Source organism: Arthrobacter globiformis (genome assembly GCF_030815865.1).
GTDB lineage: Bacteria > Actinomycetota > Actinomycetes > Actinomycetales > Micrococcaceae > Arthrobacter > Arthrobacter globiformis_B.
Window position 1 is genome coordinate 3,358,510 of sequence record NZ_JAUSXI010000001.1, and the last position, 13,303, is coordinate 3,371,812.

The 13,303-nt window shown below is 66.5% G+C and carries 12 protein-coding genes; 3 read left to right on the forward strand and 9 right to left on the reverse strand.

Annotated elements, in window-relative coordinates; genetic code table 11:
• Positions 1-129: 129 nt before the first annotated feature.
• From secF to pdxT, 8 genes are all read right to left on the reverse strand, one after another.
• The gene (secF, locus tag QFZ33_RS15400; RefSeq protein ID WP_307028853.1) at positions 130-1,146 is read right to left on the reverse strand and encodes a protein translocase subunit SecF; all 1,017 of its coding nucleotides are present in this window, start codon (positions 1,144-1,146) and stop codon (positions 130-132) included.
• On the reverse strand, positions 1,146-2,903 hold the full coding sequence (gene secD, locus QFZ33_RS15405) for a protein translocase subunit SecD (RefSeq protein WP_307028855.1): 1,758 nt from the start codon (positions 2,901-2,903) through the stop codon (positions 1,146-1,148). The genes secF and secD overlap by 1 nt, the downstream gene beginning before the upstream one ends.
• A gap of 100 nt (positions 2,904-3,003) precedes the next feature.
• Positions 3,004-3,399 (reverse strand): preprotein translocase subunit YajC, encoded by a 396-nt coding sequence (yajC, locus tag QFZ33_RS15410; protein ID WP_307031841.1) that lies wholly within the window; start codon positions 3,397-3,399, stop codon positions 3,004-3,006.
• A 233-nt stretch (positions 3,400-3,632) separates the two neighbouring features.
• On the reverse strand, positions 3,633-4,721 hold the full coding sequence (gene ruvB / locus QFZ33_RS15415; protein WP_307028856.1) for a Holliday junction branch migration DNA helicase RuvB: 1,089 nt from the start codon (positions 4,719-4,721) through the stop codon (positions 3,633-3,635).
• Positions 4,714-5,361, reverse strand: coding sequence for a Holliday junction branch migration protein RuvA (ruvA, locus tag QFZ33_RS15420; protein WP_214856533.1), 648 nt, complete (start codon positions 5,359-5,361; stop codon positions 4,714-4,716). Before ruvA ends, ruvB begins: the two co-directional genes overlap by 8 nt.
• 82 nt (positions 5,362-5,443) lie before the next feature.
• Entirely contained in the window at positions 5,444-6,022 is a 579-nt protein-coding gene (gene ruvC, locus QFZ33_RS15425; protein ID WP_214856526.1) for a crossover junction endodeoxyribonuclease RuvC, read from the reverse strand.
• Between the two features lie 31 nt (positions 6,023-6,053).
• Positions 6,054-6,809, reverse strand: coding sequence for a YebC/PmpR family DNA-binding transcriptional regulator (locus QFZ33_RS15430; protein ID WP_307028858.1), 756 nt, complete (start codon positions 6,807-6,809; stop codon positions 6,054-6,056).
• A 3-nt stretch (positions 6,810-6,812) separates the two neighbouring features.
• The gene (gene pdxT, locus QFZ33_RS15435) at positions 6,813-7,544 is read right to left on the reverse strand and encodes a pyridoxal 5'-phosphate synthase glutaminase subunit PdxT (RefSeq protein WP_307028860.1); all 732 of its coding nucleotides are present in this window, start codon (positions 7,542-7,544) and stop codon (positions 6,813-6,815) included.
• A 91-nt stretch (positions 7,545-7,635) separates the two neighbouring features.
• Here pdxT and QFZ33_RS15440 point away from each other — a divergent pair, with 91 nt between their 5' ends.
• Positions 7,636-8,925 carry a Mur ligase family protein gene (locus QFZ33_RS15440; protein ID WP_307028862.1) on the forward strand — a complete coding sequence of 430 codons (1,290 nt, stop codon included), beginning with the start codon at positions 7,636-7,638 and terminating at the stop codon, positions 8,923-8,925.
• A complete protein-coding gene (locus tag QFZ33_RS15445; RefSeq protein ID WP_307028864.1) occupies positions 8,922-9,674 on the forward strand; it encodes a type 1 glutamine amidotransferase in 753 nt (250 codons plus the stop codon). Before QFZ33_RS15440 ends, QFZ33_RS15445 begins: the two co-directional genes overlap by 4 nt.
• A gap of 44 nt (positions 9,675-9,718) precedes the next feature.
• Here QFZ33_RS15445 and QFZ33_RS15450 read toward each other — a convergent pair whose 3' ends face one another.
• Positions 9,719-11,035, reverse strand: coding sequence for a CapA family protein (locus QFZ33_RS15450; RefSeq protein WP_307028866.1), 1,317 nt, complete (start codon positions 11,033-11,035; stop codon positions 9,719-9,721).
• A gap of 101 nt (positions 11,036-11,136) precedes the next feature.
• Here QFZ33_RS15450 and QFZ33_RS15455 point away from each other — a divergent pair, with 101 nt between their 5' ends.
• Complete coding sequence (locus tag QFZ33_RS15455) at positions 11,137-13,149, forward strand: M3 family metallopeptidase (RefSeq protein WP_307028868.1); 2,013 nt, start codon at positions 11,137-11,139, stop codon at positions 13,147-13,149.
• Positions 13,150-13,303: the final 154 nt, after the last annotated feature.

A 13,303-nucleotide genomic window follows, 5' to 3' on the forward strand; every position in this document is an offset into this window, starting at 1 on the left:
GCACACAGGCGCCCAACGGGAGGCACACAGGCGTTTAACGCAAAGACCGGATGCCGTCACGGTGACGGCATCCGGTCTAAGGGCAGGTACTCCAGGCGTTGGCAGGCGCCCTGGGTTTTTGCGGGCGCCCTAGGCTTTTGCGGGCTCGGCGGCTGCAGCCTTGGCAGCGGCGTCCCCGCGGCGCTGCTTGACACGCTGGGCCTGCTTGACCAGCGGCGCCTCGCCCTGGCGCAGCCAGGCGTACATCGGCGCGGCGATGAAGATCGTCGCGGCGGTGCCGATCAGGATGCCGACGAACAGTGCGAGCGAAAGGTCGCGCAGGGTCCCGGCACCCAGCAGGCCGGCCCCGATGAACAGGATCGCCCCGACCGGAAGGATGGCAACCATCATGGTGTTGATGGAGCGTACCAGGGTCTGGTTGACGGCCAGATTGACTTCCTCGCCGAAGGTCCGGCGCGTGGAAGAATCGATGTCGGCCGTGTTTTCACGGATCTTGTCGAACACCACCACGGTGTCGTACAGCGAATAGCTGAGCACCGTAAGGAACCCGATGATCGCCGACGGCGTGACCTCGAAGTCGCTGAGGGCGTACACACCGGCCGTGATGAACATCGTGACGAGCATGCCCGCGATCGCCGAGAGGGACATCTTCCAGGTCCGGAAGTAGAGGGCCATCAGGACCGTCGCGAGGGCAACGAAGACCACCAGGCCAATCAGGGCCTGCTTGGTGACGTCAGCGCCCCAGGTGGGACCGACGAAGGTGGACGTCACCTCGTTGTCAGTCACGCCGTAGGCCTTGGTGAGTCCCTCCTTGATCTTGAGGGTCTCGTCGTCGGAGAGCTTGTCCGTCTGGATCCGCATGGTGGTTCCGGCGACGTTGGCGACGCGCGGCACACTGCCGGGAACGACGTCGTGGACAGCCTTCTCGCCTACGGATGCCTCGGTGGTCTTGACGTTGGACACCGTGAACTCGGAACCGCCACGGAACTCGATGCCCAGGTTGAAGCCGCCCTTCACCACCGGGATCAGGATCGACAGCGCGACCGCCGCGGCGGCCACGAGGAACCAGATCTTCTTGGCCCCGACGAAGTTGTAGGAACGCTTACCCGTGTAGAGCTCGTTGCCGAATTTCGCGAAACTGGACATTACTTGCCCTCCTTGGCCGGGCCCTTGGAGGAACCGGCGAGCTGCTCCTGCTGCTCCGCGCGGCGGCGTTCAGCGATGGTCATCCGGCGCTCAGCCTCAGCCGCGGCACCGGTGTTCTTGGCGCGCACCACTGACGGCTTGTCCTCGGGGCTGCGGAGCCTGCCGGCACCGCGGTAGAGCGGCACCGCACCGAGGCGCTCGGGGTCAAGACCGGAGAACTTGTGGCCTTCGCCAAAGAACCGGGTCCTGGCCAGCTGCTGCAGCGTCGGGTGCGTGAACATGAACACGACGATGAGGTCGGCGATGGCGGTCAGGCCGAGGGTGAAGGCAAAGCCCCGCACGTTGCCGACGGCCACGAAGTACAGCACCAGTGCGGCCAGGAGGTTGACCGCTTTGGATGCCAGGACGGTCCGCTTGGCCCGCTTCCAGCCGTTCTCCACAGCCGACACCAGGCCGCGGCCTTCGCGGAGCTCATCACGGATACGTTCGAAGTAGACAATGAATGAGTCCGCGGTCTGGCCGATTGACACGATGATGCCGGCCACACCGGCGAGGGAGAGCCGGTAATTCTCGGTCCAACCAAGGATGGCAATGGCAAGGTACGTGAGCGCACCCGCCACCACCAGCGACGCGATGGTGACGAAGCCCAGAGCACGGTACTGGAACAGCGAGTAGACGACCACCAGCAGCAAACCGATCAGGCCGGCGAGGAGGCCCATCCGGAGCTGCTCACCGCCGAGGGTGGCGGAGATCTGCTGCTCGCTCTGGATGTCGAAGCTGATGGGCAGGGCACCGAACCGGAGCTGGTCGGACAGTGCCTTGGCGGATTGCTCCGTAAACCCGCCAGTGATCTGCGGGCGTCCGTCGGTGATCACTGCCTGGGACCGCGGGGCCGAAATGACCTGGTTGTCCAGGACGATGGCGAACTGCGACTTGGGATCGCTGCCCGTCTCGCCGCCTGCGGCAACGTAGAACTGGTTAAGGCGCTCGGTGACGGTCTTGAACTTGGCCGTACCCTCGGCGTTGAACTGGATGTTTACAGCCCATTCGTTGGTGACGGCACCCTGGGCGCCCTGCTGGAGCTGGAACGTCGAGCCCTGGATCTCCACACCCTTGACCTCGACCGGACCCAGGATGTACTTGATCGCAGGTGTCTGGTCCGTGGCAGGCTCGCAGGTGACCAGCGGCTTGGCTGGGTCTGAGCGTTCCTGCTTGTCCTGGGCCGGGTTGTCGCAGTCGAGGGCTTCGAACTGCTTCTGGACGTCCGCGGTGATCCAGTTGGAATCACTGGCATTCGCCGGCTTGGCCGTCGGCTTCGGCAGCTGGGCGGCGGGTGTCCGCTCCGCGGCGGGCACCGCTGCGCCCGCGCCGGTGACGAGGACCGGGCGGAAATTCATGTCCGCGGAGGCCTGGATGAGGGCGCGGGTCTCCGTGGACGGGGTGCCGGGCAGGCTCACCACCACGTTGCGGCCGGACTGGGTGCTGATCTCAGCCTCAGCAACGCCGGAGCCGTCCACACGCTGGCGGATGATGGCCACCGCCTGGTTGAGCTGCTCCTCATTGATGTCCGAGCCACCCTCAACCTTGGGGGCCAGGATCATCTGGGTGCCGCCCTCCAGGTCCAGGGCAAGCTTCGGGCTCCAGCTGGCAACCCCGGACATGGTGCCGCCCGCAAGGACGGCCGTCATGGCAGCCAGGATTACGCCAAGCCAGACCAGCACCCGAAGGGATGGTTTATTGCGGCCAGTTCGTGCCATTGCCTATCTTTCTATTAATTGCGGAGGGCCGCCGGAGCGAGCCTTGTCGCACCCGGCGGCTCCGCAGCCGTAGACAGCTGTGCCGTGCGGAAGCGGCGGACTAGATGTCCTTCTTGCCCTCGTCATTGAGGCGCTTGAGGGTTTCGTCCGGAGTCTCGTCGACCGTACCGGCCTTGGCTTCAGGGGCCAGCGAGTCCTCGGCCGTCAGTGCCGACGCGTCGTCGGGAACAGCCTGTGTTTCGGCGGCGGGCTCCACGATCTTGTTCACGGCCTGGCGGTGGACGGTGGCCAGGTGGCCGGGCGACAGTTCCAGGACAACCTTGTTCTCCGCCTCGTCAATGGACACGATCCGGCCGAACAGCCCGAAACTGGTCATGACCTCGACGCCCGGAGCGAACTGCGACTGCAGCTCGGTCTGCTGCTGCCGGGTTTTCTTGTTGCGGCGGAACATCATGAAGATGAAAACGCCGAGCATGACGAACAGCAGAATGGTCATGATGTCGATGCCGCCGCCGGACTGCGGCTGGGCCTGGGCACTAATATGTCCGAACAAGTGAAGTTCCGTTCTGTACTTGCGTAGCTGGTTGACAGCGACGTCCGCTTTGTACCGGGCTGCCCGCCCGGACACGGGAAACCGGCGCGGGCGGCCCGCCGAAGCGGGACACGGAAACAAAGCCCGGACGTGCCGAGCGTCTTTCCAGTCTAGAGGGAAAAGCTGGGAGGGCGCTGCTATTGGGTGCTGGAAACCCATTCAGATGACGATTCTTCATCGCCCGGACCGGCCTCGAAAAGGTCCAGGGTTTCCTGCCCAAAGACCCCCGCTGGTACTGCCAGCCCAAGGTGGGTCCAGGCCGGGGCCATAGCGATCCGGCCCCTCGGCGTCCTGCCCAGCAGCCCTTCCCGGACCAGGTACGGCTCGGCGACCGTCTCCACGGTCTCCGGCTCCTCCCCCACGGCGATGGCCAGTGTTGACAGGCCCACCGGGCCGCCGCCGAATTTGGTGATCAGCGCTTCCAGCACTGACCGGTCCAGCCGGTCCAGCCCGCGCTTATCCACTTCATACATGTCCAGTGCGGCAGAGGCGGACCGGGCGTCAATCTGTTCAATCCCGTGGACCAGCGCCCAGTCCCGGACCCGCCGCAGCAGCCGGTTGGCAATGCGGGGGGTGCCGCGTGACCGTCCGGCGATCTCAGTGAATCCCGCCGAGTTCACCTTCAGGTCGAGGAGGCCGGCGGACCTGCGCAGCACCAGCTCCAGCTCCTCCACCGAATAAAACTCCAGGTGGCCCGTGAACCCGAACCGGTCCCGGAGCGGACCCGGAAGAAGTCCGGCGCGTGTGGTGGCACCCACCAGCGTGAAGGGCGGCAACTCCAACGGAATAGCCGTGGCACCGGCCCCCTTGCCCACCACAATGTCCACCCGGAAATCTTCCATGGCCATGTAGAGCATTTCCTCGGCCGGACGGGACATCCGGTGGATTTCGTCGAGGAAGAGGACCTCGCCCTCTGACAGTGAGGAAAGTATGGCGGCGAGGTCGCCGGCGTGTTGGATGGCCGGGCCGCTGCTGATGCGCAGCGGGGCGTTCATCTCGGCAGCGACAATCATGGCGAGTGTGGTCTTGCCGAGGCCGGGAGGACCGGAAAAGAGCACATGGTCTGCGCTACGCCCGCGCATCCGGGATGCCTGCAACACAAGGGAGAGCTGTTTTCGGACCCTGTGCTGGCCTACGAAGTCATCGAGGTTCTTGGGACGGAGCGCCGCCTCGATGGCCCGCTCCTCCGGCTCTTCTCCCCCGGCGACCAGGGACGGCTCAGCCACGGCTGCCTACCCTGTTACCCGCCCGGGCTCCGTCCTGGCCGAGCCAGCGCAGCGTGGTGCGCAGGATCTCGGCAACGTTGCCTTCGCCGGCAAGTTCCGGCGCGTCTGCAAGGGCTTTGTCGATACTGCCCGTGGCGTCCTTTTCGGACCAGCCCAGGCTGGTCATGGCGGCCACGACCTGCGGCTTCCAGACGCCTTCCGATGACGCCGCCGGCGCTCCCGCGGGCGTCGCCGTGCCGTGCGGAACCAGTTTCCCGGCGAGTTCAAGAACGATGCGCCCGCCGACCTTCGGGCCGATGCCCGGGACCTTGGTGAACGTCTTGCTGTCCCCGGTGTGCGCCGCCACGCGGATGGCCTCGGGGTCGTGCACGGCGAGGACCGCGAGGGCGAGCCGCGGACCCACACCGCTGACACTGAGCAGAACGTCGAAAACTTCCCGTTCGTCGTCGCTCGCAAAGCCGAACAGGGTCAGGGAATCCTCCCGGACGATCAGGGAGGTGAAAAGCTTCCCCTCCTCGCCGGCCCGCAGCTTACTGAGCGTCTGCGGCGTCGCGTACACGCTCATGCCGGCGCCGTTGAGGTCGATGACGGCGGTGGACAGTCCGACGTGCGCCACGGTTCCGCGGAGAAAACTAATCAAGGCCGGGGCTCCTGAACTTGCGCCGGCAAAGAACCGACTATCCGAACATATCTACGAATACCCTAGCAAGCGCCGGCGACATTCAGCGTGCACGGCGCGCCTTGGCCTCCGCCTCGGCCCAGGCGCGCTGGGCGGGCGTGAGCGACTGGCTGCCGGGGCCGGTGGTGGCTACGGTGGCGCCGCTGCCCGCCCGCCATGCGTGCGTGATGGCGAGGGCCAGGGCGTCGGCCGCGTCCGCGGGACGCGGCGGAGCATCGAGCCGGAGAATCTTGGTGACCAGCTTGGTGACGGCCTCCTTGTTCGAGGAACCGCTCCCGGTCACCGCCGCCTTGACCTCCGACGGCGTATGTAAAGCTACGGGGATGCCGCGCCGGGCCGCGGCGGCGATGACGACGCCGGAGGCCTGGGCCACGCCCATGACCGTGCTGACGTTCAGTTGCGAGAAGACCCGTTCGACGGCGAGCACGTGCGGCTCGTAGCGGTCGAGCCAGTCATCGATGGCGAGGGCGATCACCAGCAGCCGCTGGTCGAGGGTCTCCTCGGGCGACGTTCCCACCACGCCAACCGCCACCATGGTGGCCCGGCGGTTCTTTTCGACGTCCACCACGCCGATGCCGCAGCGGGTCAGTCCGGGGTCAATGCCCAGTACGCGCAGCGTCACGTGCAACCGCCCCGGTCCGCTACGCGGAAAATCACTCGGCGTCCAGGGCAGCCTGAACTTCGTCGCTGAGGTCAGCGTTGCTGTACACGTTCTGGACGTCGTCGAGGTCCTCGAGGGCGTCCACGAGCTTCATGAATTTCTTGGCGGCATCCAGGTCCAGCGGCACCTCCATGGAGGGCACGAACTCGGCCTCGTCGGTGTCGTAGTCGATCCCGGCGTCCTTCAGCGCGTCGCGGATGGCCTGCAGGTCCTTCGGGTCCGAATGGATTTCGAAGGTCTCGCCGTTGTCCTTGACTTCCTCGGCGCCGGCGTCGAGCACCGCCATCAGGACGTCGTCCTCGCTGAGGCCGTTCTTGGGCAGGGTAACAACGCCCTTGCGGGAGAACAGGTAGCTCACCGAACCGGGATCGGCGATGGTGCCGCCGTTGCGGGAGATTGCGAGGCGGACCTCGGAGGCCGCGCGGTTCTTGTTGTCCGTGAGGCACTCGATCAGGAGCGCCGAACCCTGCGGGCCACGGCACTCGTACATGATCTCGGTGTAGTCCACGACCTCGCCGGTGAGGCCGGCGCCGCGCTTGATGGCACGGTCGATGTTGTCGGCGGGAACCGACGTCTTTTTCGCTTTAGTGACGGCCAGTTCAAGGCCCGGGTTGCCGGAAAGGTCCGGGCCGCCCATGCGGGCGGCAACTTCGATGTTCTTGATCAGCTTGGCGAACGACTTTGCCCGGCGGCTATCAAGGATGGCCTTCTTGTGCTTGGTCGTTGCCCATTTGGAGTGGCCTGACATGCTTTACGCTTCTCCTCTGATCATGCGAATAAAAAGTTCATGCACGCGCTTCTCACCTGTCACTTCCGGATGGAAGGAGGTGGCCAGCAGCTGGCCTGAACGCACTGCAACAATTCTAGCCGTCCCCTGCAGATCGGCCGCGTGGGAGGCGTGCTCCTGGTCGGCCGGTTCCACCTGGGCCAGGACCTCAACGCCGGGGCCCACGCGCTCCACCCAGGGGCCGCGGATGAACACCGCGTGCACCGGCGCCACGCCGTGCTCAGTGGCGCTGAACTCCAGGCCCCTGAAGTCGAGGTCGGTTTCGAACGACTCACGCTGCCTGCCGAACGCGTTGCGGCGCACCGTGATGTCCAGGCCGCCGAACGTCTGCTGGGGGTTGCCGGCGAGGTCGGCAGCGGGGTCGGCGATGTCGTGCGCCAGCAGGATCATGCCCGCGCAGGAACCGTATACCGGGAGGCCGTCGGCGATCCGCTGCCTGAGCGGGCCGGCCAGGTCGAAGGCGCGGGCCAGTTTGTCGATGGCCGTCGATTCGCCGCCGGGGATGATGAGTCCGTCGAGTCCTTCGAGCTCCGCAGGCCGGCGGACACCCACGCCGGCGGCGCCCGCCGTCTCGACTGCCCGAAGGTGCTCACGGAAGTCGCCCTGGAGCGCCAAAACGCCGATGCGCAGGCCGGTCCCGGGTTTTTCGGGCACGCCGGCCGGGCGCGGAAGGGCGCTGGAAAGGGAATTGGTCATCTAAACAGCATAGTGTCCCGACGGCGGCCAGCCGCTCCCGCCGTCGGCCGTCCGCCACATTGCATGCCGTTGCTGGGATATATTACAGAGCATGTTTTCCCTTAGCATTCCGCTCGGCAAATTCGTTCGCCGGGTTTCCCGGCTCAGGGGCGGAGGCTCTGCATTACCCGGTCTGGTGGTCGAAAAAATCGACCCCGGCTTCATGCAGCGGACCCTGTCCACCCTCCCCCACGGCGTAGCCGTAGTCAGCGGCACCAACGGCAAGACCACCACCACCAAGATGGTGGTAGAGCTGCTGGAAAGCCAGGGCCTGAAGGTGTTCACCAACCGAACGGGAAGCAACTTCACCCGGGGCGTGGCGGCCGCCCTGATCGGCGACGTCGACTGGCGCGGACGGCTCGACGCCGATGTCGCCGTGCTGGAGCTGGACGAGGCCCACGCCGTGCATTTCGTCAACCGCGTCCCGCCGCGCTACAGCCTCCTGCTGAACGTGCTCCGCGACCAGCTGGACCGCTTCGGTGAGATCGACAAGACCGCCCAGCTCCTCCAGCACATCGCCTCCAAGACAACGGGGACTGTGGTGCTGAACCGCGAGGACCCGCGAGTGGCCCGGATCGCCGGTACGCTACAAGGCCCCGAGGTCCTCTACTTCGGCCTGGATGACTCCCTGCTGGGCACCTTTCCCAGCGACGATGAACTCCGCGCCGGGCCGGGCAGCCCCGTACCTGCGGTACCGCAAAGGCCCCAGGCCGACGTCGTTCTCCGCCGCGTAGGTGCCGATGACGCAGACTTTGAGTACGACGGCGTCACGGTCACCACCGGAATGAAGCTCCGCGGCGTCTACAACATCTTCAACGCCGCGGCTGCGCTGGCCCTGGCCCGCAGCATCTGCGGCAGCGGCGCCGCCACGGCGGACCACGGCACCCTGCTGAAGGCTCTGTCCGAGGTGGCCCCGGCATTTGGGCGCGGCGAAAGCCTTACGGTGGACGGGCTCCCGCTGGATCTGGTCCTGGTCAAGAACCCCAGCGGCTTCCGTCTGGGCCTCAAGTCGTTCCCCTCGGGCGGCTACGCCACGATGATCGCCATCAACGACAACTACGCTGACGGCCGCGACATGTCCTGGCTGTGGGACGTTGATTTCGACTCGCTGCGCGCGGCAGGTGTGGACCAAGTCACCGGCTCCCGCGCGTATGACATGGCCCTGCGCCTGCAGTACGACGAAGTGCAGATCGGGGCGGTGGACACCGACATCCCGGCCGCACTGGCCGACTTCATCCGCAAGGGCAAAGGCAAGCCGAAGCGCGTCTTCTGCACCTACACCGCAATGCTCGCCATCCGCCGTGAGCTGTCCAAAATCACCACAGTGGAGGTGGTCTCTTGACCCCCGAATCGACCGGCGGCACTACCGCGTCAAAGGGAACCATCCGGGTTCTGCAGCTGTACCCGCGGGAGATGAACATCTACGGCGACTGGGGCAACGCCCTGGTGCTGCAGCAGCGCCTGAAGTGGCACGGATACACACCGGAGCTGCTCGAGTACAACGTGGGCGACGAGTTCCCGGAGGGCGTAGACATCATCCTTGGCGGCGGCGGGCAGGACAGCGGCCAGCTCGTCATCCAGGACGACCTCCAGTCACGGGCCAGCCTCCTTAAGGGAATGGCCGAGGACGGCACGCCCATGCTGCTCATCTGTGGGCTGTACCAGCTGTTCGGCCGCTTCTTCAAGACCCGCTCAGGCCCGGTCATTCCCGGCATCAGCGTTCTGGACGTGGAGACCCATGGCACGGATGAGCGGCTGATCGGCAACGTCAAGGTCACCACCGCGGAGTTCGGCGAGGTCCTCGGCTACGAAAACCACAGCGGCCAGACCACCCTGGGTCCCGGCGTCGAACCGCTGGGGACGGTGGCGAAGGGCACCGGCAACAACAGCAGCGACGGCCAGGAGGGAGCCCGGTACCGCAACATCGTGGCCAGCTACCTGCACGGTTCCCTGCTACCCAAGAACCCGGCCATCGCCGACTTCCTGATCCGGACCGCCGTCGAACGCAAGTATGGAACCTTCACTCCCGGCGAAGCGGATGACCGCTTCGCCGTTCTGGCCCGCGAGCACGCGGCCCGCCGGCCGCGTTAGGAGCAATCGCGCGAGGGCAGCGCTCCCGTTTCAGCGCTCCAGTGTCAGCGTTCCTTGGTGACCAGCAGCTCGCGGGCTCCGGCCTGCGCCGCACCCATGGACTCCACCACCTGTTTGGTCCGCAGCCGGGTGTCGGCGTCCGCCGCGGGACTGGCGCAGACGCCCTGCGGGGCGTCCGCGGCCACAGAGCACCAGCGGTAGGGGGCGCTGACGATGACTGACGGTGCCCAGGCGACATCGGCTGCGGTCCAATTGCCGGCACTGTCCTGATTGAACTGTGCCCGGAGCAGCAGGCCCTCGTTGTTGACAACGTACGTCGGGGACAGTTCTGTCACGCCATTGCCCAGGCCGTAGGCGATCCACGTTCCCTTGTAGTTTTCGACGGGGAGCACCGAGTGCGTGTGATGTCCGTAGATCATGGTGAACTGGCCGCTGTCGGCCAGCGCGTGCGCCACTTCCAGCTGCTGGGCGTTCGGGGCACTGGCGTACTCGTCCCCCGCGTGCACGGCGGCCAGGACGATGTCCGCGCCCAGCTTTCTGGCCTCCTTGGCCTTGGCGATCATGGTGGGCGCGTCGAGCATGTCCACCTGCCAAGTCTGTTCCGGGACCTGCCCGTTGAGTCCGTAGGTGCCCGCAATGACGGCAATCCGGGCGGCATCGGTCTGCAGGATGAGGATGCCCTTGGACTCGGCCTGCGTACGGTAGGAGCCGGTGTGCTGCAGCCCGGCTGTATCCAGCACATCCAGTGTCCTGGCGAGGCCCTCGGTGCCTTGGTCGATGGTGTGGTTGCTGGCCGTGGTGCAGGCACGGTAGCCGACCGATTTGGCGGCAGCGGCAATCTGCGGCGGGACGTTGAAGGAAGGGTAGGCGGAGAAGGGGCCCCCGGGCAGGGCCACCGGCGTTTCCTGGTGGCAGATGGCTATGTCGCTTTGTTCGATGTAGCGCCTCTGCCCTTCCAGCAGCGGACCGAAGTCCAGTCCCTTGACCCCGCCGGCGACGGCATCTTCGTGGGCCTGTTGCCACAGCTGGGTGTGCACCAGCATGTCACCGGTGACCAGGATGGACGTGCAGCGGACGGCCGTGCACGCGGGACCGACACCCGGGGTGGGGGTCGCTGCGGCGCTCGGTGTGGGGTCGGCCGTCGACGTCGGAGCTTCACTGCTCCCAGCGCTGGACTGCGCTGCCGGGCTTGAGGGCTGTCCGGCCGCGCTGGCAGGCTGGCTGCCGGACTGGCTGCCGGACTCGTTGCCCGGCTGCGGCCGGGCCTGCTCGGCGGCCACGCCGCAGGACGCCAGCCCCGCCATCAGCAGTGCAGCAGCAGCCGCTTGCAACGCACGGCCAGAGACGTTGTTGTTCCCCATGACCCTAGCGTAAGTCCGCGGCACGCCGACGGCGGGCAACCCGCCCGTAGAACCACGCCAAAACATTGTGCACCGCAGAGCTGCATGAAAGGGTTTGCTTCATGACCAATCCCCTCCTCTCCCCCAGCGCCCTGCCCTTCGGATTGCCGCCGTTTGCCGACATCGACGACGACCACTACGCCGAGGCGGTTGACGCCGGGCTCACCGAGCACCTGACCGAGATCCAGGCCATCGTGGACAACCCCGGGCCGGCCACGTTCGACAACACGGCGCTGGCCATGGAGAAGTCCGGCCGGCTGCTGGACCGCGCCGCGGCTTCCTTCTTCACCCTGGTTTCAGCCGACGCCTCGGAGCCCATCACGAAGCTGGAGACCGAACTGTCGCCCCGCTTCGCGGCCCATCAGGATGCCGTGTACCTGAACCGGGCACTCTACGAGCGGTTCGCCGCCGTGGATACCGCGGGCCTGGACGCCGAAGCCAAAAGGCTTGTCGAGGAGTACCTCAAGGAGTTCCGCCAGTCCGGGATTCAGCTGGACGACGACGGCCAGGACCGGCTCCGGTCCCTGAACGCCGAACTGTCCCGGCTGGGCACGGAATTCGGGCAGCGCGTCAAGGAAGCGATGAAGTCCGCCGCCCTGCTGCTGGACAGCGCCGATGACCTGGCTGGCCTTCCCGGGGATGAGATCGCCAGCGCCGCAGAAGCAGCGCGCGTTGCAGGTCATGACGGCAAGTTCCTCCTGACGCTCATCCAGCCAAGCAACCAGCCGGCCCTGGCCGCACTGGACAACCGGGACGTGCGCCGGCGGCTCTTTGAAGCGTCCGTGGCCCGCGGCAGCACCGGCGGCGACCTCGATGTCCTCGACCTCGTGAATTCAATGGTCCGGCTGCGCGCAGAAAAAGCCGCCCTTCTGGGCTTCGCCAACTATGCCGAACTGGTGGTGGACCGGCAGACGGCTCCGGACTTCGGAGCTGTCCGGTCCATGCTGAACCGGCTGGCGCCCGCCGCCGTCCGGAACGCCGACGCCGAGGCAGCCGCCCTGGCCGAGAGCGCGGGCCACCCGCTGGAGGCCTGGGACTGGGCCTACTACTCCGCCAAGGTGCGGCGGGAACGGTACACGGTGGACGAGCAGGCACTCAGGCCGTACTTCGAGCTGGACCGAGTATTGACGGATGGCGTGTTTTTCGCCGCGACCTCGCTCTTCGGCATCACCTTCCATGAGCGCAAGGACCTTGCCGGCTACCACGAGGACGTCCGGATCTGGGAGGTCCGGGACGCGGACGGAACAGAACTGGGGCTGTTCCTCGGCGACTACTACACCCGCGAAACCAAGCGGGGCGGGGCTTGGATGAATTCGCTGGTGGACCAGTCGGCACTTCTGGGCACCAAGCCGGTGGTCATCAACAACCTGAACATCTCCAAGCCGCCCGCGGGTGAGCCCACGCTGCTCACGCTCGATGAGGTGCGCACGGCGTTCCACGAGTTCGGCCACGCCCTGCACGGGCTGTTCTCCGACGTCACCTACCCCCGCTTCTCCGGAACGTCGGTGCCGCGGGACTTTGTGGAGTACCCGTCCCAGGTCAACGAAATGTGGATCATGTGGCCGGAGGTGCTGTCCAACTACGCCCGCCACCATGCCACCGGGGAGCCGCTGGCCCAGGACGTCGTCGACCGGCTCAACGAGTCCCGCCTGTGGGGCGAGGGATTCGCCACCACGGAGTACCTCGGTGCGGCGCTGCTGGATCTGGCCTGGCACGTCCTGGACACCGACGGCGTTCCGCAGGACGCCCTGGAATTCGAGGCGAAGGCACTGGCCGCGGCAGGGGTTGCCCATCCGCTGATTCCGCCGCGCTACCGCACGGGCTATTTCCAGCACATCTTCGCGGGCGACGGCTACTCTGCGGGCTACTACTCCTACATCTGGAGCGAGGTGCTGGACGCCGAGACCGTGGACTGGTTCACCGAGAACGGCGGTCTCAGCAGGGCCAACGGCGACCGGTTCCGCGCCGAGCTGCTCTCCCGCGGCAACAGCCGGGATCCGCTCGAGTCGTTCCGCACCCTGCGCGGCCGCGACGCCGCCCTCGAGCCCCTCCTCAAGCGCCGCGGGCTGGGGTAACTCCCCTAAAAGCAGACGACGGCGGCGAGTCACCCGGCAAAGGTGACTCGCCGCCGTCGTACATCAGGAGCGCCAAGCGAAGGGCGGTGTGGTCCGGCAGCGTGCGTAAAAGGGGCCCCGCGCCCTGAGCAGCAACTTAGCTGCCAATTAGAGC